Genomic DNA, 21,686 nt, shown 5'->3' with positions numbered 1-21,686 from the left:
CATGCATGGCCGGGCCGAAGACGCAAGAGGGCCTTTCCGGCCAAGACCCACACTCCGGTTCGTATCCGGAACCTGCGTCCGGTTAGGCTCAGGGCATGCATGCATGGCCCGCTTCTGAGGTCCCCGCCCTGCCCGGCCAGGGCCGCGACCTGAGGATCCACGACACCGCGACCGGCGGACGGGTGACCCTCGCCCCCGGTCCCGTCGCCCGTATCTACGTCTGCGGCATCACGCCGTACGACGCGACCCACATGGGGCACGCGGCGACCTACAACGCGTTCGACCTCGTTCAGCGCGTGTGGCTCGACACGAAGCGACAGGTCCACTACGTGCAGAACGTCACGGACGTCGACGATCCGCTGCTGGAGCGGGCCGTGGCCACCGGCGACGACTGGACCGCGCTCGCCGAGCGGGAGACCGCCCTCTTCCGCGAGGACATGACCGCCCTGCGGATGCTGCCCCCGCAGCACTACATCGGCGCCGTCGAGGCCATACCGGGCATCGTGCCGCTGGTGGAGCGGCTGCGGGACTCGGGGGCCGCGTACGAGCTCGAAGGCGACATCTACTTCTCCGTCGAGTCCGACCCGCACTTCGGCGAGGTCTCGAACCTCGACGCCGAGGCCATGCGGCTGCTGTCCGCCGAGCGCGGCGGCGACCCGGAGCGCCCGGGCAAGAAGAACCCGCTGGACCCGATGCTGTGGATGGCGGCCCGTGACGGCGAGCCCAGCTGGGACGGCGGCTCGCTCGGTCAGGGCCGCCCCGGCTGGCACATCGAGTGCGTCGCCATCGCCCTGGACCACCTGGGCATGGGCTTCGACGTCCAGGGCGGCGGATCCGACCTGGCCTTCCCGCACCACGAGATGGGCGCCTCGCACGCCCAGGCGCTGACCGGTGAGCACCCGTTCGCCAAGGCGTACGTGCACGCCGGGATGGTCGCCCTGAACGGCGAGAAGATGTCCAAGTCCAAGGGCAACCTCGTCTTCGTCTCCAAGGTGCGCCGGGACGGCACCGACCCGGCCGCCATCCGGCTCGCCCTGCTGGCCCACCACTACCGCGCCGACTGGGAGTGGACCGACCAGGTCCTGCAGGACGCCGTGGACCGGCTCGCCCGCTGGCGCGCCGCGGTCTCCCGCCCCGACGGCCCGTCCGCCGACGCGCTCGTCGAGGAGGTCCGCGAGGCGCTCGCCGACGACCTGGACTCGCCGGCCGCACTCGCGGCCGTCGACCGCTGGGCCGAGCGGCAGCAGGCCGGGGGCGGTACGGACGAGGGCGCGCCCGGCCTGGTCTCCCGGACCGTGGACGCGCTGCTCGGCGTCGCGCTGTGACGCACTGACCGGCCCATACGTAACGGGGCGCTTCCTCCGAGGAGGAAGCGCCCCGCTTTCTTTCTCACACCTGGGCGGCCGTCAGCCGGTCACCCGGTGCTCACCCGGTCCGCGGATCAGAAGTTGCGGACGTGGATGCCGCGCAGGATGTGCGGGGTCTGCTGGTCCCAGATACCGATGACCTTGTGGCGGTAGGCGAAAGCCTCCTGGACCAGGTCGAAGGTGCTGGGGACCGGGTGCGTCAGCACGCGGACCTGACCGCCGATGAGCAGGTAGATCGCCTGCGGGTGACCCTGCAGGGGCTGCGGGACGGCGATGTACGCGGTCGCGACGCCGGCCTGGTGGGTCTGCACCTGCTGCTGGATCTGCTGCACCGCGGCCTGCGTGGCCTGCTGGACCTGCTGCAGGACCTGCTGCTCCTGCTGCTGCTCCTGCTGGCTCACCTGGCCCTGCTGGCCCTGCTGCCCGAACTGCTGCAGCAGCTGCTGGAACGGCTGCTGCTGGCCGAGCTGCTGGAGCTGCTCCAGCATGCCGCCCTGCTGGCCGAAGGGCTGCTGGCCCATCTGCTGGCCGAAGGGCTGCTGCTGACCCATGCCCTGCTGACCGAACGGGGACGTGCTGGGGCCCTGCTGGCCGAGCTGACCGAGCTGGCCGAGGGGGCTCATCTGAGTGGTCATTAGGTGCTACCTTTCCCTGACTTGTTGGTGTGCTTCAGCCGGTGACGACCAGCTCGTCAGCCTGTGATGACCAGACCCACGACCTCGTCGTCGGAGTACCACACACGTACGTCGGGCCGTCCCCCCGCGAAGGCGGAGTGCACCGCCTGGCGCACCTCGGGCGCCGGCCGGTTCAGGTTGCGCCACGCACCGGCCACGAAGAGCCGGAGCCGCGGGGGGAGTTCTCGGGGGTAGGGCATCAGTTCGTCCCAGTACCGCTCGGCCTGGCCGGAGCCGACCGAGGAGGGCACCAGGTGCGTCACTGCCGCCCTGATGTCGGGCCGGTTGCCGATCCGCTGGGAGGCCGGCCGGCCCGGCGCGTCCTGCTGCGGGGACCCGGTGGTCCGCAGCACCTCACGCGCCTGCTCGGGATTCATCGGTTCAGCGCCCGCTGCCTTGAGCATGCCCTGCAGCGACGCCAGCGCGCCGACCACAATGGGGGAGGCCGATGAGGTTCCCGAGAAGCTGTCGGTGTACCAGGCGATCTCCTCGGTACCGCCTTGCAGGTCGCCGGGCCGGTCCCAGAAGCCGCCGGTCGTGGTGACCTCGCGGCCCCAGCCCTGGGCGTCCAGCCGCATGCCGTAGTTGGAGAATCCCAGCCGCGACCGGTCCGGGCCGTGGTCACGGCCGTGGGTGCCGGGCGGCGGGGCGCCCGCGCCGACCAGGATCGCGCCGGACACCTGGTTGGAGGGGTTGAAGGGGTTGCGCCACCACTGCGGGAAGCGGTCGGGACGGCGCTCGTACAGCGCGTCGTCCAGGCTCTCCGCGCCGTTGCCGGCCGCCTCCACCACGACGACGCCCTTCGCGGTCGCCCAGCGGATCGCCGCGAAGTCGTCCGGCCACCACTCCAGCGCGATGTAGCCGCGCTGGTCGTCCCGGTGCTCGTAGTCGAACCGGGGCCCCGGCCGGTGGAGTTCGATCAGCAGGATGTCGCCGGGCGAGAGCCGTTCGGCCGCCGCGTGGATCGCCGCCGCCGAACCGATGCCCTGGATGGAGGCCGCGGCGGTCACCGCGCCGGGCGCGACGCCCACCACGCCCCGGTCGTTGCGGTCGCCCCCGATGACACCGAGGACGGCCGTGCCGTGGTTGCGCCAGGCCAGGTCCTGGATCGGGGTGCCGACCACGATGCCGGCCAGCCGCTCCGCCAGGTCCTCGTGGCCCAACTGCCAGGCGCCCTCGACGTCGACGATGGTCACGCCCTCGCCGTCACCGCCCCGCCGCTGCCACGCCCATACGGCGTTCACGCCCTCGGGCGCGGCGCCCAGGTGACCCTGGCGGCCGGTGAAGTCGGGCGTCGCGGGCGCGCCCTCCTTCCGCCCCTGCTCCTCCGGGCCGCGCGCCGAAGTGGCGGGCACGGCACCGGGCTTGAGGTACGCCGTCTCGATCTCCGGGAGGGCGGAGAGCCGGGCGGTCAGCTCCACTGCCCGGGTGTCACCGCCCCGTACCCGGTAGAAGAGCGAGAGGTCGGGGAGCGCGGCGGTGCCCGCCGACGGCTCCTGCGGCATGGCCGCCCGTATCCGCTCCTCGCTGCCGAACAGCGGCTCCAGAGAGAGCTGCTGGTCGCTGAGGAACATCTCCAGCGCGGAGATGTCCGCTCCGGTGGCCGACCGTACGCCGCCCGCGCCGGCGCGGAGTCCGGGCTCGGCCCGCGCGACGACGATCAGCTCCGGTTCGGCTCCTTGGTAGGTGAATCCCGCTCCGTCGGGTCCGGGGCCCGCCATGCCGGGGCCCGAACCGGGGGGTGCCTGATCGGTCATCGCTGGGACCGCTCCCTTCGGGGTGCTGCGCCGTGCCCTTGCCGCTCCGTGCCCTGCGCCCGGCACGGCCCGCGCCGCGCAACGGCGAATGTGTACCGGTTGTTGCGGCGCGGTGTCGCCGGGGCTTCGGTGCGTCACCCTGCTACCTCCGCTCGCCCCCGTCCACCCCCGCAGACCCCCCTACGTTTGGAATCCGGTCGAATGGGAACCGTGGGCAAATCGACCGGAAAGCGATGACGTGCTGTCAAGCAGGTCAAACACTACGGATGCGTACGCGCGGTGGTGGGGCGGAAGTGCCCGCACGCCACCCGGCGCGGGGCGGGAACGACGAAGCGGGGCGGTGCCGCAGCACCGCCCCGCTCCGTTTCGGTCAGTCCTCCGAGGAATCGCCGCCCGGGGAGTCGCCCTGCTCGTCCCCCTGCTCGTTCTCCCGCTTCCCGGGGCCGTCCTCCGTGCCGCGGGCCGGCCCCTGGCCGCCGCCCTCCGCCTTCGGCGGCTTGGGCGGGCGGGTCCGGCCGCTGGGGGAGTCGCGCAGGTAGGAGCCCTCGCCGCCGTCGGTCGCCAGGCCCGGCCCGGCCTGCGGGTCCCGCCGCCGCAGATAGCGCTCGAATTCGCGGGCGATCGCCTCGCCCGACGCCTCCGGCAGCTCGGCGGTGTCCCGCGCCTCCTCCAGCGACTGGACGTACTCGGCGACCTCGCTGTCCTCGGCCGCCAGCTGGTCCACGCCCAGCTGCCAGGCCCGCGCGTCCTCGCTCAGCTCGCCGAGCGGGATGCGCACGTCCAGCAGGTCCTCCAGGCGGTTGAGCAGGGCCAGCGTCGCCTTGGGGTTGGGCGGCTGCGAGACGTAGTGCGGCACGGCCGCCCACAGGCTCACCGCGGGCACCCCGGCGTGCGTGCACGCCTCCTGCAGGATGCCGACGATGCCCGTGGGGCCCTCGTACTTGCTCTCCTCCAGGTCCAGCGTGCGCGCCAGGTCCGCGTCGGAGGTGACGCCGCTGACCGGGACGGGGCGGGTGTGCGGGGTGTCGCCGAGCAGTGCGCCCAGTACCACCAGCATCTCCACGCCCAGCTCGTGCGCGAAGCCCAAGATCTCGTTGCAGAAGGACCGCCAGCGCATGCTGGGCTCGATGCCGCGGACCAGCACCAGGTCGCGGGGCTTCTCGCCGCCGACCCGGACGACGGACAGCCGGGTCGTGGGCCAGGTGATCTTGCGGACGCCGTCCTCCAGGAAGACGGTGGGCCGGTTCACCTGGAAGTCGTAGTAGTCCTCGGCGTCCAGCGCGGCGAAGACCTCGCCCTTCCACTCCCGGTCCAGGTGCGCGACCGCGGCGGAGGCGGCGTCGCCGGCGTCGTTCCAGCCTTCGAACGCGGCCACCATGACCGGATCGATCAGCTCGGGCACCCCCTCCAGCTCGATCACCCAGCGCCTCCTTCCGGCCGGTCGGCCCCTCGTCGGCGGCCGCCGGTTGCAGTTCCCGTTCCGTGCGCTCCCAGCCTACGGCGTCCGTGGTACCCGAACGCAGCCCCTCTGCACTAACGAGTGCTCATTCATCCGATCTGTCCCTGTCAACTGCCGGGCGCGACCTGGGGGATGACGAGGTGGCGGGGTCCATACATCGGACCGGGATACAGATCGGATGTCCCTCCGTGCCACCGCCCGGACCGGCCGCGCGGCGGCCTCGGCGGCGCGGCCCGGCCGCCCGGCACGACGTCCGGTTTCCGCGGCTTACGGACCGCCCCCGCCGCGGCCCGCCGGCCCCACCGGACTGCTGCCGTCACAGTGACGCCCGCAGCCACTGCTCCACGCTGGCGATGTGGACCGTCGCCCAGGCGCGCGCGGCCTCCGCGTCCCGGGCCCGCAGCGCCCCGAGGATCGCGCGGTGCTCGGTCAGGGTGCGGGCCACCGCGTCCTTCTGGGTCAGCCCGCGCCAGATGCGGGCCCGCGTGGTCGGCCCGGAGAGGCCGTCCAGCAGCGAGCAGAGCACGGAGTTGCCGGAGGCCGCCACGATGGCGCGGTGGAACTCCAGGTCGCACGCGACCAGCTCCTCCACCGAGGGCGCCGTGCCGAGCGCGTCCAGCTGCGCGTCCAGCGCGTCCAGCTCGGCGGGCGCGATCCGGGACGTGGCCAGCGCGGTGGCGGCCGGCTCCAGGATGCGGCGGACGGCCAGGAACTCCAGGACGGTGTCGTCGCGGTGGAAGTCCACGACGAAGCTCACCGCCTCCAGCAGCAGCTGCGGGTCCAGGCTCGTGACGTACGTGCCGTCGCCCTGGCGCACGTCCAGGATGCGGATCAGCGCCAGCGCGCGGACCGCCTCGCGCAGGGAGTTGCGGGACAGACCCAGCTCGGCGGCGAGCTCGCTCTCCTTGGGCAGCCGGTCGCCGGGGCGCAGCGCGCCCGAGACGATCATGCCCTTGATCTTCTCGATGGCCTCGTCCGTGACCGCCATGGCCGACCTCCCCGCTCGGAACGCCTGAACGCCTGAAAACCGCCCACAGACATCGGATGTCTGGAGTGCGGCCATTATGGCGTGCGGACGCCGAGGGGCGGGACTCCGGTACCCCGGAATCCCGCCCCTGTACCGGCCGGCGGAGTGCGCCGGCTGCCGGGCTCAGCTCTTGCGTGCCGCCAGTACGTCCTCGACCTTCGCGCGGACGTCGTCCGTGGCCAGGCCCCGGATCGTCAGCGTCGTACGGCGGCGCAGCACGTCGTCGGCGGTCTCCGCCCACTCGTGGTCCCGTGCGTACACGACCTGCGCCCAGATCTCGGGCGCCTCGGGGTGGATGCGCTCGGCCAGCGCCGGGTCCTCGTTCGCCAGCCGGGCGATGTCGAAGGACAGCGAGCCGTAGTGGGTGGCCAGGTGACGGGCGGTGTCGGCGGACATCCGCGGGCCCGGCGTACCGCCGTCGACCAGCAGCCGGTGCGCGACCGCCTGCGGGTTGGCGATGCCCGGCAGCGGCAGCTTCTTCGGCAGCTGCGAGATGGGCTCCAGGTCCTCGCCGAGCGGGTGTCCGGGCAGCGCGGCGAGCTTGTTCATGACCGTACGTCCGATGTGCCGGAACGTCGTCCACTTGCCTCCGGCCACCGACAGCATGCCGCCGCTGCCCTCGGTCACGACCGTCTCGCGCTTGGCCTTGGAGGTGTCGCCGGGGCCGCCCGGCAGCACCCGCAGGCCCGCGAAGGAGTACGTGATCAGGTCGCGGTCCAGCTGCTGGTCCCGCACGGAGAACGCGGCCTCGTCCAGGATCTGCTTGATGTCCTTCTCGGTGACCGAGACGTCCGCCGGGTCGCCCTCGTACTCCTCGTCGGTGGTGCCCAGCAGCAGCTGGTCCTCCCACGGGAGCGCGAAGGTGATGCGGTACTTGTCGATCGGGGTCGCGAGCGCGGCCTTCCAGGGGGAGGTGCGCTTGAGGACCAGGTGCGCGCCCTTGGAGAGGCGGATGGAGGGGGCCGCGTTCGGGTCCTCCATCTTCCGCAGGTGGTCGACCCAGGGGCCGGTGGCGTTCAGCACCAGGCGGGCGTTGACGCCGAACTCGGTGCCGTCGGTGCGGTCCTTGAGGTCCGCGCCGGTGACCCGGCCCTGCGTGAAGCGCAGCCCGGTGACCTCGGCGTGGTTCAGTACGGTCGCGCCCGCCGCGGCGGCCGCGCGGACCGTCATCAGCGCCATCCGCGCGTCGTTCATCTGGTCGTCGCCGTAGACGGCCACGGCCTTGAGGTTCTCCGTGCGCAGCTCGGGCACGTCGCGCTGGGCCTTGGCCGGGCTGATGACATGGCCGACGCCGTCGCCGAACGCGGAGAGCGCGGAGTAGGCGAAGACGCCCGCGCCGAGCTTGGCCGCGCCGTGCGGGCCGCCCTTGTAGACCGGCAGGTAGAAGGTCAGCGGGTTCGACAGGTGCGGGGCGACCTGGCGGGAGACGGCGCGGCGCTCGAAGTGGTTCTCCGCCACCAGCTTCACCGCGCCGGTCTGCAGGTAGCGCAGGCCGCCGTGGAGCAGCTTGGAGGAGGCGGAGGAGGTGGCGCCGGCGAAGTCGCCGGCGTCCACCAGCGCAACCCGCAGCCCCGACTGCGCGGCGTGCCAGGCGGTGGAGATGCCCAGGATGCCGCCGCCGATCACCAGGAGGTCGTACGTCGCCTTGTCGAGCCGCTCCCGGGTCTCGGCGCGGCTCGGGAGCGAACCGTCGGCCGGGTGCGTCCCGAGTGCCGGGACGCTCTGCAGGGTGCTCATGTCTTACTCCTCGTCCTCGATCCAGCCCATGGTCCGCTCGACGGCCTTGAGCCAGCTCTTGTACTCGCGGTCACGGGTGGCCGCGTCCATGCGGGGGGTCCATTCGGCGGCCCGCCGCCAGTTGGCGCGCAGCTCGTCGGTGCCGGACCAGAAGCCCACGGCCAGGCCGGCCGCGTAGGCAGCGCCGAGGCAGGTGGTCTCGGCGACCATCGGGCGCACCACGGGCGCGTCCAGGAAGTCCGAGATCGTCTGCATCAGCAGGTTGTTGGAGGTCATGCCGCCGTCGACCTTCAGTGCGGTCAGCTCGACGCCGGAGTCCTTGGTCATGGCGTCGGTGATCTCGCGGGTCTGCCAGGCGGTGGCCTCGAGCACGGCGCGCGCGATGTGCGCCTTGGTGACGTAGCGGGTCAGGCCCGCGATGACACCGCGCGCGTCCGAGCGCCAGTAGGGGGCGAACAGGCCGGAGAAGGCCGGTACGAAGTAGGCGCCGCCGTTGTCCTCGACCGTGGAGGCCAGGGTCTCGATCTCGGCGGCGGAGTTGATCAGGCCCATCTGGTCGCGCATCCACTGCACCAGCGAGCCGGTGACGGCGATGGAGCCTTCCAGGGCGTAGACCGGGGTCTCGTTGCCGATGCGGTAGCCGACGGTGGTCAGCAGGCCGTTGTAGGAGTTGACCGGCTCGCCGCCGGTGTTCATCAGCATGAAGGTGCCGGTGCCGTACGTGGACTTGGCCTCGCCGCTGGCGAAGCAGGTCTGGCCGAAGAGGGCCGCCTGCTGGTCGCCGAGCGCGGAGGCGACCGGCACTCCGGCGAGCACGCCGGACGCGGTCTCGCCGTACACCTCGGCGGAGGACCTGATCTCCGGCAGGAGCTCGGCGGGGATGCCCATGGAGCTGAGGATCTTGGGCTCCCACTGGAGGGTGCGCAGGTTCATCAGCATCGTGCGGGAGGCGTTGGTGACGTCGGTGACGTGCTTGCCCCCGTTGACGCCGCCGGTGAGGTTCCAGATGACCCAGGAGTCCATGGTGCCGAAGAGGATGTCGCCGGCCTCGGCGCGCTCGCGCAGGCCCTCGACGTTGTCCAGCAGCCAGCGGATCTTCGGCCCGGCGAAGTAGGAGGCGAGGGGGAGGCCGGTCTCGCGGCGGAAGCGGTCCTGCCCGACGTTGCGGCCCAGCTCCTTGCAGAGCGCGTCGGTGCGGGTGTCCTGCCAGACGATGGCGTTGTGGACCGGCTCGCCGGTGTTCTTGTCCCAGAGCAGCGTGGTCTCGCGCTGGTTGGTGATGCCGATGGCCTTGACGTCGGCGGAGGTGATGCCGGCCTTCTCGATGGCACCGGCCACGACCTGCTGGACGTTGGTCCAGATCTCGGTGGCGTCGTGTTCGACCCAGCCGGGCTTGGGGAAGATCTGCTCGTGTTCCTTCTGGTCGACCGAGACGATGCGGCCGTCGCGGTCGAAGACGATGCAGCGGCTGGAGGTCGTGCCCTGGTCGATGGCCGCGATGAACGGGCCGGTGGTGTGGGTGTCGCTCATGGTGTGTGCTCCAGGAGGTGCGGTGGGGGAGGGCGGCTCTTGCGTCTCGTACGGCTGCGGCTTCGGCTGTGGCGCCTCAGGCGAACGCGAGCTGGTAGATGCCGCCCGCGAGCGCGCCGCCGATCAGCGGCCCGGCGACCGGGATCCAGGCGTAGCCCCAGTCCGAGCCGCCCTTGTTGGGCAGCGGCAGCAGCGCGTGCACGATGCGCGGGCCGAGGTCGCGGACCGGGTTGATGGCGTAACCGGTCGGGCCGCCGAGCGAGAGGCCGATGCCGACGACCACGAAGGCGACCAGCAGGCTGCCGATCGGGCCGACGCCCTTGCCGTCGTCGCTGAGCCCCAGGGTCAGGATCGACAGCACGAGCACGACGGTGGCGATGATCTCGGTGACGAGGTTCTGCCACGCGTTCCGGATCTCCGGGCCCGTGGAGAAGATGCCGAGCACCGGCCCCGCCTTGGGGGCCTGGGCCTGGTCGACGAGACCCTCCTCACCCTTCGGGGGAGTGATGACCTCGGGGTCCGTGAGGTGGGCGTGGAATTGGCCGTAGTAGACGAGCCACACACAGACCGCGCCGATCATTGCGCCGAGCAGCTCGCCGGCGAAGTAGACCGGTACCTGACTCCACTCGATGCCGCCCTGGATGGCCAGGCCGACCGTGACGGCGGGGTTCAGGTGCGCGCCGGACTTGGCGGCGATGTACGCGCCGGTGAGGACGGCGAACCCCCACCCGAAGGCGATGGCCACCCAGCCGGCCGCGTACGCCTTCGAGCGCTTGAAAGTGACGGCGGCGCACACGCCACCGCCCAGCAGGATCAGCACAGCGGTACCGATGGTCTCGCTGATGAAGATGTCGGAGCTGGACACCCGCGACTCCTTTGTCCTTCGTCCAGATGGACACCGAGATGCGCCGTACCCCGGGTCCCTCCGGTGGTGCGAGCCCTCGGTGAGGGCGTTGTCGGCGATCCGGCAGTGCCCACCATACGACAATCGTCGTATGACGTTCGACAATGCCGACCGACGAACGGCAGTTTTGTTTACGCCCAGTAGCCCGTCAAGGGTTCTGTGAGGGAAAACCTAAGCGGAAAGAGCGGACAAAACGGTTAGAAGCGCTGGCGTCAAGATCCTTCAGAAGCGCTGGGCGCCGAGATCCCTGGACACGGCGCGTGCGCAGTCCCGCACCGCGGCGATGATGTCCGGGCGCAGCTCACCGTCCCGCCGCACCCGCTCCACGGCGCCGGTGATGCCCACCGCGCCCACCGGCATCCGCCGCCGGTCGTGGATGGGCGCGGCCACCGATGCCACGCCCTCCCAGGTCTCCTCCACGTCCGCGGCCCAGCCCCGGGCGCGGGTGAGATCCAGCACGCCCTCGAAGTCCTCCAGGTCCGTGAGGGTGAGCGCGGTGAACGCCTCGCGCGGGCTCTCCACCGCCTCGCTGTGCGCCACCGGGTCGTACGCCGAGAGCACCTTGCCCAGCGCCGTGCTGTGCAGCGGCTGCATGGCCCCCACCTCCAGCACCTGCCGGCTGTCGTCGGGCCGGAAGACGTGGTGGACGATCAGTACGCCCTGCTGGTGCAGCACGCCCAGATAGGCGCTCTCGCCGGTGGAACGCGCCAGGTCGTCGGTCCATACGAGGGCGCGCGCCCGCAGCTCGTGCACGTCCAGGTAGCTGTTGCCCAGCCGCAGCAGCTCCGCGCCCAGCTGGTACCGGCCCGAGGCCGCGTCCTGCTCCACGAACCCCTCCTGCTGGAGGGTGCGCAGAATCCCGTGGGCCGTGCCCTTCGCCAGGTCCAGCGACGAGGCGATGTCGGACAGCCCCAGGCGCCGTTCGCCGCCGGCCAGCAGCCGCAGCATGGCCGCGGCGCGCTCCAGCGACTGAATGGTCCGTGCCATGGAGCAACCTCCGGGAAGAGCGGTTCGACAATGCCAAACGATATCGGTCGATGCCGACCCGGAGAGAGCGGGCCGCGCACCGCACCATGATCACGCCACCGCGGACGGCCCGCGCACCCGCCCGTACGGCTCCGCACCTCCGTCCGGCACACCGCCCACCGGGCCGTTCATCAGGCCGTACGAGTGCCGCGCCGTCCCACGCCGTGGGACAGCCGTCGCCGAACGGTTCCCGCCAGCTACCCTGGCCCGGTGCGCCCTCGTACCGGAAGGCGCAAAGCCGACAGCCGTCGCAACCTCGGGAGCAGCTCCATGGCCTCGCATACGCCCACGACCACACCCGCAGCCCGCATCGACGCCTTCCGTGAGGCCCTGGCCTCGCGCGTCGTGGTCGCCGACGGAGCCATGGGCACCATGCTCCAGGCCCAGGACCCCACCCTGGACGACTTCCAGCAGCTCGAGGGCTGCAACGAGATCCTCAACATCACGCGCCCCGACATCGTCCGCTCCGTGCACGCGGAGTACTTCGAGGTGGGCGTCGACTGCGTCGAGACCAACACCTTCGGCGCGAACCACGCGGCGCTCGGTGAGTACGACATCCCCGAGCGGGTGTACGAGCTGTCCGAGTCCGGCGCCCGCATCGCCCGCGAGGTCGCCGACGAGTTCACGGAGAAGACCGGACAGCAGCGCTGGGTGCTGGGCTCCATGGGCCCCGGCACCAAGCTGCCCACCCTCGGCCACGCCCCGTACCGCACCCTGCGCGACGCCTACCAGCAGAACGCCGAGGGCATGATCGCCGGCGGCGCCGACGCGCTCCTGGTGGAGACCACCCAGGACCTGCTGCAGACCAAGGCCGCCATCCTCGGCGCCCGCCGCGCCCTGGAGGCCACCGGCACCAACCTGCCGATCATCTGCTCCGTGACCGTCGAGACCACCGGCACCATGCTGCTGGGCTCCGAGATCGGCGCGGCGCTCACGGCCCTGGAGCCGCTGGGCATCGACATGATCGGCCTGAACTGCGCCACCGGCCCGGCCGAGATGAGCGAGCACCTGCGCTACCTCGCCCGCCACTCCCGCGTGCCGATCTCCTGCATGCCCAACGCGGGCCTGCCGGTGCTGGGCAAGGACGGCGCGCACTACCCGCTCACCCCGGGCGAGCTGGCCGACGCGCAGGAGACCTTCGTCGGCGAGTACGGCCTGTCCCTGGTGGGCGGCTGCTGCGGTACGACGCCCGAGCACCTGCGCCAGGTCGTGGAGCGGGTCCGCGGCGCGGCCCCGACCGAGCGCCGGCCGCGCCCGGAGCCGGGCGCCGCCTCGCTCTACCAGACCGTTCCCTTCCGCCAGGACACCTCGTACCTGGCCATCGGCGAGCGCACCAACGCCAACGGCTCGAAGAAGTTCCGCGAGGCGATGCTGGAGGGCCGCTGGGACGACTGTGTGGAGATGGCCCGGGACCAGATCCGCGAGGGCGCGCACATGCTCGACCTGTGCGTGGACTACGTGGGCCGGGACGGCGTGGCGGACATGCAGGAGCTGGCCGGGCGGTTCGCCACCGCCTCGACCCTGCCGATCGTGCTGGACTCCACCGAGGTGCCCGTCATCGAGGCCGGCCTGGAGAAGCTGGGTGGCCGCGCGGTCATCAACTCGGTGAACTACGAGGACGGCGACGGCCCGGAGTCCCGCTTCGCCAAGGTCACCGCGCTGGCGAAGGAGCACGGCGCCGCGCTGATCGCGCTGACCATCGACGAGGAGGGCCAGGCCCGCACGCCCGAGCACAAGGTGGCCGTGGCCGAGCGGATCATCGCCGACCTCACCGGCAACTGGGGCATCCGCGAGTCCGACATCCTCATCGACACCCTGACCTTCACCATCTGCACCGGTCAGGAGGAGTCCCGCAAGGACGGCATCGCCACGATCGAGGCGATCCGGGAGCTGAAGAAGCGCCACCCGGAGGTGCAGACCACGCTGGGCCTGTCCAACATCTCCTTCGGCCTGAACCCGGCCGCGCGCATCGTGCTGAACTCCGTCTTCCTGGACGAGTGCGTCAAGGCGGGCCTGGACTCGGCGATCGTGCACGCGTCGAAGATCCTGCCGATCGCGCGGCTGGACGAGGAGCAGGTCAAGGTCGCCCTGGACCTGATCTACGACCGTCGCGAAGAGGGCTATGACCCGCTGCAGAAGCTGATGGAGCTCTTCGAGGGCGCCACCGCCAAGTCGCTGAAGGCGGGTGCGGCCGAGGAGCTGGCGGCGCTGCCGCTGGAGGAGCGGCTGCAGCGCCGGATCATCGACGGCGAGAAGAACGGCCTGGAGGAGGACCTGGACGCGGCGCTGGCCGAGCGTCCGGCCCTGGACATCGTCAACGACACCCTGCTGGCGGGCATGAAGGTGGTCGGCGAGCTGTTCGGCTCGGGCCAGATGCAGCTGCCGTTCGTGCTGCAGTCCGCCGAGGTGATGAAGACCGCGGTGGCCTATCTGGAGCCGCACATGGAGAAGGTGGAGGGCGACGAGGGCAAGGGCACCATCGTGCTGGCCACCGTCCGTGGCGACGTCCACGACATCGGCAAGAACCTCGTCGACATCATCCTCTCCAACAACGGCTACAACGTCGTCAACCTCGGCATCAAGCAGCCGGTCTCCGCGATCCTGGAGGCCGCCGAGGAGCACAAGGCCGATGTGATCGGCATGTCCGGGCTGCTGGTGAAGTCCACGGTGATCATGAAGGAGAACCTGGAAGAGCTGAACCAGCGCAAGATGGCGGCCGATTTCCCCGTCATCCTCGGCGGCGCGGCGCTGACCCGCGCCTACGTCGAGCAGGACCTGCACGAGATCTACGAGGGCGAGGTCCGCTACGCCCGCGACGCCTTCGAGGGCCTGCGCCTGATGGACGCCCTGATCGCGGTCAAGCGCGGCGTCCCGGGCGCCACCCTGCCCGAGCTCAAGCAGCGCCGCGTGCCCCAGCGGGACACCGCGGCCCTGGAGGTCGAGGAGCCGGAGGGCTCGGTCCGCTCGGACGTGGCCACCGACAACCCGGTCCCCACCCCGCCCTTCTGGGGCACCCGCGTGGTCAAGGGCATCCAGCTCGCCGACTACGCCTCCTGGCTGGACGAGGGCGCCCTCTTCAAGGGCCAGTGGGGCCTCAAGCAGGCCCGTACGGGTAACGGCCCGACGTACGAGGAGCTGGTGGAGACCGAGGGCCGGCCGCGGCTGCGCGGCTGGCTGGACAAGCTCCAGCGGGAGAACCTCCTGGAAGCCGCCGTCGTGCACGGCTACTTCCCCTGCCACTCCAAGGGCGACGACCTCATCCTGCTGAACGAGGACGGCACGGAGCGCACCCGCTTCACCTTCCCGCGCCAGCGCCGCGGCCGCCGGCTCTGCCTCGCGGACTTCTTCCGCCCGGAGGAGTCCGGCGAGACCGATGTCGTCGGGCTGCAGGTCGTCACGGTCGGCTCGAAGATCGGCGAGGAGACGGCCAAGCTGTTCGCGGCCGACTCCTACCGTGACTACCTGGAGCTGCACGGCCTCTCCGTCCAGCTCGCCGAGGCCCTCGCCGAGTACTGGCACGCCCGCGTCCGCGCCGAGCTGGGCTTCCAGGGCGAGGACCCGGCGGACATCGAGGACATGTTCGCGCTGAAGTACCGCGGCGCGCGCTTCTCCCTCGGGTACGGCGCCTGCCCGGACCTGGAGGACCGCGCGAAGATCGCGGATCTGCTGCAGCCCGAGCGGATCGGCGTCCAGCTCTCCGAGGAGTTCCAGCTCCACCCGGAGCAGTCCACGGACGCCATCGTCATCCACCACCCGGAGGCCAAGTACTTCAACGCGCGGTAGCGCGGTGAACCCGGCCGGGGGTCCGGGGGTTGCCCCCGGGGGATGCAGCAACGCGCGGTAGTCCGCTGGAGTCGGCCGGAGCCCGAAGCCGGGCCTCCGGTCGCGGACGAGAGCGTACGGACCGGCACAGTCGTACACTTATCGGTCCGGTAGCGGCCGGTCGTCTTCCCCTCGGGGAAGGCGGCCGGCCCTTTTGTCCCTCCGGGGACCCCTGCAACGGAGGTGTACGGATGACCAGCAGCATCCCCGCCGTCGGCACCCGAACGGCCGAAGGCTCCACCCTCCAGGCCGTCTTCCTCGATCTGGACGGCACCCTCGTCGACACGGAGAACTTCTGGTGGGAGGCGGAGGCCGAGGTCTTCGCCGACCTGGGATACGTACTGGACGAGGCGCACCGCCAAGTCGTCGTCGGCGGGCCGATGAGCCGCAGCGCCTCGTACCTGATCCAGGCCACCGGCGCCACGATCGCGCTCGCCGAGCTGACCACACTGCTCAACGCCCGCTTCGCCGCCCGGATCGCGCGCGGCGTGCCGCTGATGCCGGGCGCCCGCCGGCTGCTGGCCGAGCTGGCGGCCCATCAGGTGCCGACCGCGCTGGTCTCCGCCTCGCACCGCGACATCATCGAGCGCATGCTCGATTCGCTGGGCGCGGAGAACTTCCATCTCACCCTCGCCGGCGACGACCTGGCGCGCACGAAGCCGCACCCGGACCCGTATCTGACCGCCGCCGCCCGGCTCGGCGTGGACCCGGCGCGCTGCGCGGTCGTGGAGGACACCGTGACCGGCGTGACGGCGGCCGAGGCGGCCGGCTGCCGGGTGGTCGCCGTGCCGTCGATCCTGCCGATCGAGCCGACGCCGACGCGGACCGTCGTGCCGTCACTGGAAGAGGTCGATCTGCCTTTTCTGCGGGCCCTCATCACGCAAAAACGATGACCGTGCACTGAGCGTTGTGGTGAGAAAGGCCGAAGGGGGTCGGAAGGGACGCTGAGGAGTGGTCCGCTCATTTTCCGTGACGAATAGCGGTGCTGAATTCTCATGTCACCGGTTGCATTGCAATCCGTGACGTTTATCACGCGTCCGGCCATCGACAAGCGGGGTGGAGGGTGTTCTATGGGGGTGGTGAGGTGGGTTGGGCGGGGGTAAGTGTCCGCATTGGTCAGTCGGCGTACTAATCGTTCCAGTGTCCGGATATCGGTCACCCAGCGAGTGTTATCTGGGCGTGATATGCGCTCAACTCTGCTGTGTCACGGACCCGCAGACCGTTCCTACTAATGTCGACGCGAGCAACACCTCTGCGCTGATAAGGAACCTGCCGACGATGAATCGCACGACCTTGGTGCTGCCGGTCCTGGCCGGTCTGCTCGTCCCCGCACTGGCCGCCTGCGGAGGCGGCGACAGCGTGGGTGGGGACGGTAAGGCGATCGTCGTGGGGACCACCGACACCATCGAGGCGTCCAAGGCGGCCCCGGCCCCCTTCGACCCCGTGCAGACCTACGACGTCGGCGCCTGGAACGTGCTGCGCGGCACCTTCCAGACCCTGATGCGGCTGCCCCGTACCGGTAACGCACCGGTCCCCGAGGCGGCCCGCTCCTGCGGCTTCCGCGACACCCAGAACGAGCAGTACCGCTGCACCCTGCGGGACGGCCTGCAGTTCAGCAACGGCGACTCCCTCACCGCCACCGACGTGAAGTTCTCCGTCGAGCGGATGCTGCGGATCAACTACGCCAACGGCCCGGTGTCGCTGCTGGACAACGTCGACACCGTCGAGACGGTCGGGAAGAACGAGGTGGTCTTCCACCTCAAGAAGCCCGACGCCACCTTCCCGCAGAAGCTCGCCACCCCCGCCGCCGCGATCGTCGACCACAAGGTCTACCCCCGCAACGCCCTCTACAAGGGCTTCGACCTGGTCGGCTCCGGCCCGTACCAGCTCGAGGCCGAGCACAGCGGCAACCGCGTCACCAAGGCCGTCTTCACCCGCAACCCCGGCTACAAGGGCGGCATCGACCCGCGGAACGACAAGGTCGAGATGCGGTTCTTCGGGGACTCCGATGCCATGGAGCAGGCGCTGCGCAAGGGCGACATCGACCTGATGAACCGCAGCCTGTCGCCGCATCAGGTCCAGGGCCTGCAGGACGCCACGGGCTCCCACGTCGTCCTCCAGGAGATGCCCGGCCAGGAGATCCGCTACCTCGCCTTCAACACCGACGCGCCGGCCGTCCGCAACAAGGCGGTGCGCCAGGCCATCGCGCAGATGGTGGACCGCCCGGCGCTGGTCCGCGACGTGTATGCGCACACCGGCGACCCGCTGTACTCCCTGGTGCCGACCGGCCTCACCGGCCACGTCAACTCCTTCTTCAGCAAGTACGGCAACCCGGACCCGGCCGAGGCGAAGCGCATTCTGCAGCAGGCGGGCATCAGCACGCCCGTGAAGCTCACCCTCGCGTACACCGAGCACCACTACGGCTCGATCACCGAGGACGAGTTCAAGGAGCTCCGGAAGCAGCTGAACAAGGACGGTGTCTTCGACGTGCGGCTCAAGGGCGTCGACAACTGGCAGACCTTCCGCGAGGACTCCGCCAAGGGCAAGTACCCGGTCTGGGGCATGGGCTGGTACGCCGACATCCCGGACGCCGACAACTACCTCGCGCCGTTCATAGGGAAGGGCAACTTCCTCGGTTCCCCGTACCGGAACCACCGGATCGAGGACCAGCTGATTCCGGCCACGCGTCAGCAGACCGACCGCAACGCCGCCGCCGGCAGCTTCAAGCAGGCGCAGAATATGGTGGCCGACGACGTTCCGGTCCTGCCCCTGTGGCAGGGCAAGCAGTACGTCGCCGCACGTGATGACATCACCGGCGTGGAGTGGGCGCTCAATTCCTCCTCCGCGCTGCAGATCTGGGAACTGGGCCGCGGCGTCGCCGACTGACGCCGGAGCAACGGCCGGCCGGCACCCGCACCGCGGGCACCGGCCGGCCGGCCCGCAGAGCGGGTCCCCCGCTCATCGGCCGACGGCCTCGTCGGCAGGCAACCGCGACACCAACTGTGAGGAACGCGCACGTGAGGAAACGTGACCAGCTGCTCGCCGCCCCCTTGTGTGCGGGGCTGGCCGCAGCCCTGCTGGCAGGCTGCGGCTCGGGCGACGACGAGGGTGCCGGGGTCGGTGAACCCGTGGTCATGGGCATGACGGACAAGATCCAGTCGATCGACCCGGCGGCCGGCTACGACCCCGGCTCCTGGCTGCTGTTCAACAACGTCTTCCAGTCCTTGATCAGCTTCCCCAAGGGCGGCACCACGCCCCAGCCGGAAGCCGCCAAGAGCTGCACCTTCACCGACACCAGCAGCAAGGTCTACCGCTGCAAGCTCCAGGACGGCCTGAAGTTCAGCAACGGCGACGCCCTTACGTCCAAGGACGTGAAGTACTCGTTCGACCGCACCCTGCGGATCAACGACAAGAACGGCCCCGCCGTCATGCTCGCCGGGCTCGACAGGATCGATACGCCCGACGACAAGACCGTCGTCTTCCACCTCAAGACGCCCGACGCGACCTTCCCCATGAAGATCGCCTCCGGCGCCGGCTCCATCGTCGACCGCAAGGAGTACCCGGCCGACAAGCTCCGCACCGACGGCGAGGCCGTCGGCTCCGGCGTCTACAAGCTCGACAAGTACGACGACAAGCAGGCCGTCTTCTCCGTCAACGGGTCCTACAAGGGCCCCGCCAAGGTCAAGAACTCCGGCATGACCATGAAGTTCTTCGACTCCCAGACGGAGCTGAAGCACGCCGTCCAGGGCGGGAAGGTCGACGTGGCCTACCGCGGCCTCGCCAACAAGGACATCGCCGATCTGGACCATGCCGTCGACAGCGGCCGCACCCAGGTCGTCGAGGGCGACAGCGCCGAGGTCATGCACCTGGTCTTCAACATGAAGGACCCGGTCGTCGGCAAGCTCGGCGTCCGCAAGGCCATGGCGTACACCATCGACCGCGCCTCCCTGGTCCGCGACGTCTACCAGCGCACCGTCGAGCCGCTCTTCTCCATCGTCCCGGCCGGCATCACCGGCCACACCACGGCCTTCTTCGACAGCTACGGCTCCCGCCCGCAGCCCGGCAAGGCCGAGGAGGCGCTGCGCTCCGCCGGCGTCCAGGGCAAGGCCAAGGTCACGCTCTGGTCCACCCCGACCCGCTACGGCCCCGACACCGACGCCGCGATGCAGGAGCTCGCCCAGCAGCTCAACGCCAGCGGCCTCTTCGACGCCAAGGTCAAGAGCGTGCCGTTCGAGGACTACGAGAAGGGCGTCGCCGCCGGCAAGTACGGCGTGTACGTCAAGGGCTGGATCCCGGACTACCCGGACCCCGACAACTTCACCCAGCCCTTCTTCGGCAAGGGCAACGTCCTGAACAACCACTTCGACTCGTCGCGGATCACCGGCAGCCTGCTGCCCAGGACCGCCGCCGAGCCCGACCGCGGCGCCACCAAGAAGGACTACCGCGAGGTGCAGCAGATCGTCGCCGACGAACTGCCGCTCCTCCCGCTGTGGCAGGGCAAGCAGTACGCCGTCGCCCGGGACACCGTCTCCGGCCTGGAGTGGACGCTGGACTCCTCGACGGTCTTCCGCTTCTGGGAGATCAGCAAGAGCGCGGAGGAGTAAGCCCGCAGTTGTGCAGGAAGGCCCGGCGCGGACCTCGCGCCGGGCCTTCGTACGTACTGGCCTACTGGGCTTCGCGGCTACTGCGCGCCGGGGCGCACCAGCCCGCTCTCGTACGCGTACACCGCGGCCTGCACCCGGTCCCGCAGGCCCAGCTTCGTCAGCACATGGCCCACGTGCGTCTTCACCGTCGTCTCGCTCACGAACAGGTCCGCCGCGATCTCCGCGTTCGACAGGCCGCGCGCGACCAGCTTCAGCACCTCCACCTCGCGCTCGGTGAGCGTGCCGAGCGCGTCCGGCACGGGCTCCTCGCCCGACGGCAGATGCGTCGCGTACTTGTCCAGCAGCCGGCGCGTGATGCTCGGCGCGAGCATCGCCTCGCCCGCCGCCACCACCCGGATCGCCTGCACCAGCTCGTTCGCCGGGGCGTCCTTGAGCAGGAAGCCGCTGGCGCCGGCCCGCAGCGCCTCCACGACGTACTCGTCCAGATCGAACGTCGTCAGCACCAGGACCTTCGCCGGGCCGTCCTTCGCCGGGCCCGTGATCCGGCGGGTCGCCTCCACCCCGTCCATCCGCGGCATACGAATGTCCATCAGCACCACGTCGGGCTGCAGCGCCCGCACCTGATCCAGCGCCTGCATGCCGTCACCGGCCTCGCCGACGACCGCGAGGTCCTGCTCGGCCTCCAGGATCATCCGGAAGCCAGTACGCAGCAGCGGCTGGTCGTCGACCAGCAGGACGCGGATAGTCACGAACTCTCCTTCGATTGGCCTGCGGCCTCATTCTGCCCTGCCGCGGCGTCCCCCGGGGCGGGCGCGGGGATCACCGGGAGCGTGCCCGCACCGGCCTGCGCGGCCGTCGCCAGGGGATACGGCGGGGGAGTGCCGCCGAACTCGGGGCACACCGCCTGGTGGTCGCACCAGTTGCACAGCTTCGTCGGCCGCGGCCGCCAGTCGCCCGAGTCCGTCGCCTTCTGGATCGCGTCCCACAGCGCCAGCAGCTTGCGCTCCACGCCCCGCAGATCCGCCTCGGAGGGGTCGTACGTCAGCACGCCCCCGCTTCCCCCCAGGTACACCAACTGCAGCCGCCGCGGCAGCACGCCCCTCAGCCGCCACAGCACCAGCGCGTAGAACTTCATCTGGAACAGCGGACCGTCGCTGTACTCCGGGCGGGGCGCCTTGCCCGTCTTGTAGTCGACCAGCCGCACCTCGCCCGTCGGCGCCACGTCCACCCGGTCGATGAAGCCGCGCAGCCGCAGCCCCGACTCCAGCTCCGTCTCCACGTACAGCTCGCGGTCGGCCGGCTCCAGGCGCGTCGGGTCCTCCAGCGTGAACCACCGCTCCACCAGCGCCTCGGCGTCCGCCAGCCAGCGCGACAGCCGCTCGCCCTCCGGATCGTCCGCGAACAGCTCCGCCAGCTCCGGGCGCTTCTCCAGCAGCTTCCGCCACTCGTCCGGCACCATGGACCGCGCGCTCGGCGCCGTCCGCTCCGCCGCCGGCGCGTCGAAGAGCCGCTCCAGGACCGCGTGCACCACCGTCCCCCGCGTCGCCGCCTCGCTGGGCTTCTCCGGCAGCTTGTCGATCACCCGGAAGCGGTACAGCAGCGGGCACTGCAGGAAATCGCTCGCGCGGGAGGGCGACAGCGCCACCGGGCGCGCCGGGACAGGCGCGGCCCGTACGGCCTTCTCGGTGCTCGTGTCCATAGCCCTAGACCCTACGGCCCGCCACTGACAACCCTCCGCATACCATCGACGGCGGACCGCTTCGCCCTGCATGATCGTGG

Annotated in this window: 16 protein-coding genes; 6 read left to right on the top strand and 10 right to left on the bottom strand. The window is 70.8% G+C overall.

Annotation, left to right across the window (positions count from 1 at the left end; genetic code table 11):
- Positions 1–95: 95 nt before the first annotated feature.
- On the top strand, positions 96–1,325 hold the full coding sequence (mshC, locus tag ACIGXO_RS28440; RefSeq protein ID WP_399792447.1) for a cysteine--1-D-myo-inosityl 2-amino-2-deoxy-alpha-D-glucopyranoside ligase: 1,230 nt from the start codon (positions 96–98) through the stop codon (positions 1,323–1,325).
- Between the two features lie 116 nt (positions 1,326–1,441).
- On the opposite strand, the gene ACIGXO_RS28435 is transcribed toward mshC, so the two are convergent.
- Positions 1,442–1,678: a hypothetical protein gene (locus ACIGXO_RS28435; RefSeq protein WP_399792445.1), complete on the bottom strand. Its 237-nt coding sequence runs from the start codon at positions 1,676–1,678 to the stop codon at positions 1,442–1,444.
- On the opposite strand from ACIGXO_RS28435, the gene ACIGXO_RS28430 reads away from it, so the two are divergent.
- Positions 1,667–2,005 carry a hypothetical protein gene (locus ACIGXO_RS28430; protein WP_399792444.1) on the top strand — a complete coding sequence of 113 codons (339 nt, stop codon included), beginning with the start codon at positions 1,667–1,669 and terminating at the stop codon, positions 2,003–2,005. The genes ACIGXO_RS28435 and ACIGXO_RS28430 overlap by 12 nt on opposite strands.
- A 53-nt stretch (positions 2,006–2,058) precedes the next feature.
- On the opposite strand, the gene ACIGXO_RS28425 is transcribed toward ACIGXO_RS28430, so the two are convergent.
- From ACIGXO_RS28425 to ACIGXO_RS28395, 7 genes are all read right to left on the bottom strand, one after another.
- Positions 2,059–3,798, bottom strand: coding sequence for a S8 family peptidase (locus tag ACIGXO_RS28425; protein ID WP_399792442.1), 1,740 nt, complete (start codon positions 3,796–3,798; stop codon positions 2,059–2,061).
- Between the two features lie 370 nt (positions 3,799–4,168).
- Positions 4,169–5,218, bottom strand: a complete 1,050-nt coding sequence (locus ACIGXO_RS28420) for a PAC2 family protein (protein WP_399792440.1) — start codon at positions 5,216–5,218, stop codon at positions 4,169–4,171.
- 355 nt (positions 5,219–5,573) lie between these two features.
- On the bottom strand, positions 5,574–6,245 hold the full coding sequence (locus tag ACIGXO_RS28415; RefSeq protein WP_399792438.1) for a FadR/GntR family transcriptional regulator: 672 nt from the start codon (positions 6,243–6,245) through the stop codon (positions 5,574–5,576).
- A gap of 162 nt (positions 6,246–6,407) precedes the next feature.
- Positions 6,408–8,021, bottom strand: coding sequence for an FAD-dependent oxidoreductase (locus tag ACIGXO_RS28410; RefSeq protein WP_399792436.1), 1,614 nt, complete (start codon positions 8,019–8,021; stop codon positions 6,408–6,410).
- Between the two features lie 3 nt (positions 8,022–8,024).
- Entirely contained in the window at positions 8,025–9,551 is a 1,527-nt protein-coding gene (gene glpK / locus ACIGXO_RS28405; protein ID WP_399792434.1) for a glycerol kinase GlpK, read from the bottom strand.
- A gap of 76 nt (positions 9,552–9,627) precedes the next feature.
- Entirely contained in the window at positions 9,628–10,416 is a 789-nt protein-coding gene (locus ACIGXO_RS28400) for an MIP/aquaporin family protein (RefSeq protein ID WP_399792432.1), read from the bottom strand.
- A 261-nt stretch (positions 10,417–10,677) separates the two neighbouring features.
- Positions 10,678–11,442, bottom strand: a complete 765-nt coding sequence (locus ACIGXO_RS28395) for an IclR family transcriptional regulator (protein ID WP_399792430.1) — start codon at positions 11,440–11,442, stop codon at positions 10,678–10,680.
- Positions 11,443–11,751: 309 nt separating this feature from the next.
- Between ACIGXO_RS28395 and metH the strand changes: the two genes are divergently transcribed.
- From metH to ACIGXO_RS28375, 4 genes are all read left to right on the top strand, one after another.
- Positions 11,752–15,264 carry a methionine synthase gene (gene metH / locus ACIGXO_RS28390; protein ID WP_399792428.1) on the top strand — a complete coding sequence of 1,171 codons (3,513 nt, stop codon included), beginning with the start codon at positions 11,752–11,754 and terminating at the stop codon, positions 15,262–15,264.
- Positions 15,265–15,494: 230 nt separating this feature from the next.
- On the top strand, positions 15,495–16,196 hold the full coding sequence (locus ACIGXO_RS28385) for an HAD family hydrolase (RefSeq protein ID WP_399792426.1): 702 nt from the start codon (positions 15,495–15,497) through the stop codon (positions 16,194–16,196).
- A 385-nt stretch (positions 16,197–16,581) separates the two neighbouring features.
- On the top strand, positions 16,582–18,189 hold the full coding sequence (locus ACIGXO_RS28380) for an ABC transporter substrate-binding protein (RefSeq protein WP_399792423.1): 1,608 nt from the start codon (positions 16,582–16,584) through the stop codon (positions 18,187–18,189).
- 131 nt (positions 18,190–18,320) lie between these two features.
- Positions 18,321–19,907: an ABC transporter substrate-binding protein gene (locus ACIGXO_RS28375; protein WP_399792421.1), complete on the top strand. Its 1,587-nt coding sequence runs from the start codon at positions 18,321–18,323 to the stop codon at positions 19,905–19,907.
- Between the two features lie 77 nt (positions 19,908–19,984).
- On the opposite strand, the gene ACIGXO_RS28370 is transcribed toward ACIGXO_RS28375, so the two are convergent.
- Both ACIGXO_RS28370 and ACIGXO_RS28365 read right to left on the bottom strand, forming a co-directional pair.
- Positions 19,985–20,656, bottom strand: a complete 672-nt coding sequence (locus tag ACIGXO_RS28370) for a response regulator transcription factor (protein ID WP_030252059.1) — start codon at positions 20,654–20,656, stop codon at positions 19,985–19,987.
- Entirely contained in the window at positions 20,653–21,606 is a 954-nt protein-coding gene (locus ACIGXO_RS28365; RefSeq protein ID WP_399792419.1) for a RecB family exonuclease, read from the bottom strand. The genes ACIGXO_RS28370 and ACIGXO_RS28365 overlap by 4 nt, the downstream gene beginning before the upstream one ends.
- Positions 21,607–21,686 lie beyond the last annotated feature (80 nt).

It is taken from the genome of Streptomyces sp. NPDC053542 (assembly GCF_044544685.1).
Taxonomy (GTDB): Bacteria; Actinomycetota; Actinomycetes; order Streptomycetales; family Streptomycetaceae; genus Streptomyces.
The sequence above is the reverse complement of the archived record's forward strand: the minus strand, read 5'-3'. Positions and strand labels throughout refer to the sequence as shown.

Excerpts from the sequence above, each read along its gene's own strand:
- mshC (WP_399792447.1), top strand. The coding sequence starts at position 96 with ATGCATGCATGGCCCGCTTCTGAGGTCCCCGCCCTGCCCGGCCAGGGC.
- ACIGXO_RS28425 (WP_399792442.1), bottom strand. The coding sequence starts at position 3,798 with ATGACCGATCAGGCACCCCCCGGTTCGGGCCCCGGCATGGCGGGCCCC.
- ACIGXO_RS28415 (WP_399792438.1), bottom strand. The coding sequence starts at position 6,245 with ATGGCGGTCACGGACGAGGCCATCGAGAAGATCAAGGGCATGATCGTC.
- ACIGXO_RS28410 (WP_399792436.1), bottom strand. The coding sequence starts at position 8,021 with ATGAGCACCCTGCAGAGCGTCCCGGCACTCGGGACGCACCCGGCCGAC.
- glpK (WP_399792434.1), bottom strand. The coding sequence starts at position 9,551 with ATGAGCGACACCCACACCACCGGCCCGTTCATCGCGGCCATCGACCAG.
- ACIGXO_RS28395 (WP_399792430.1), bottom strand. The coding sequence starts at position 11,442 with ATGGCACGGACCATTCAGTCGCTGGAGCGCGCCGCGGCCATGCTGCGG.
- metH (WP_399792428.1), top strand. The coding sequence starts at position 11,752 with ATGGCCTCGCATACGCCCACGACCACACCCGCAGCCCGCATCGACGCC.
- ACIGXO_RS28385 (WP_399792426.1), top strand. The coding sequence starts at position 15,495 with ATGACCAGCAGCATCCCCGCCGTCGGCACCCGAACGGCCGAAGGCTCC.
- ACIGXO_RS28380 (WP_399792423.1), top strand. The coding sequence starts at position 16,582 with ATGAATCGCACGACCTTGGTGCTGCCGGTCCTGGCCGGTCTGCTCGTC.
- ACIGXO_RS28365 (WP_399792419.1), bottom strand. The coding sequence starts at position 21,606 with ATGGACACGAGCACCGAGAAGGCCGTACGGGCCGCGCCTGTCCCGGCG.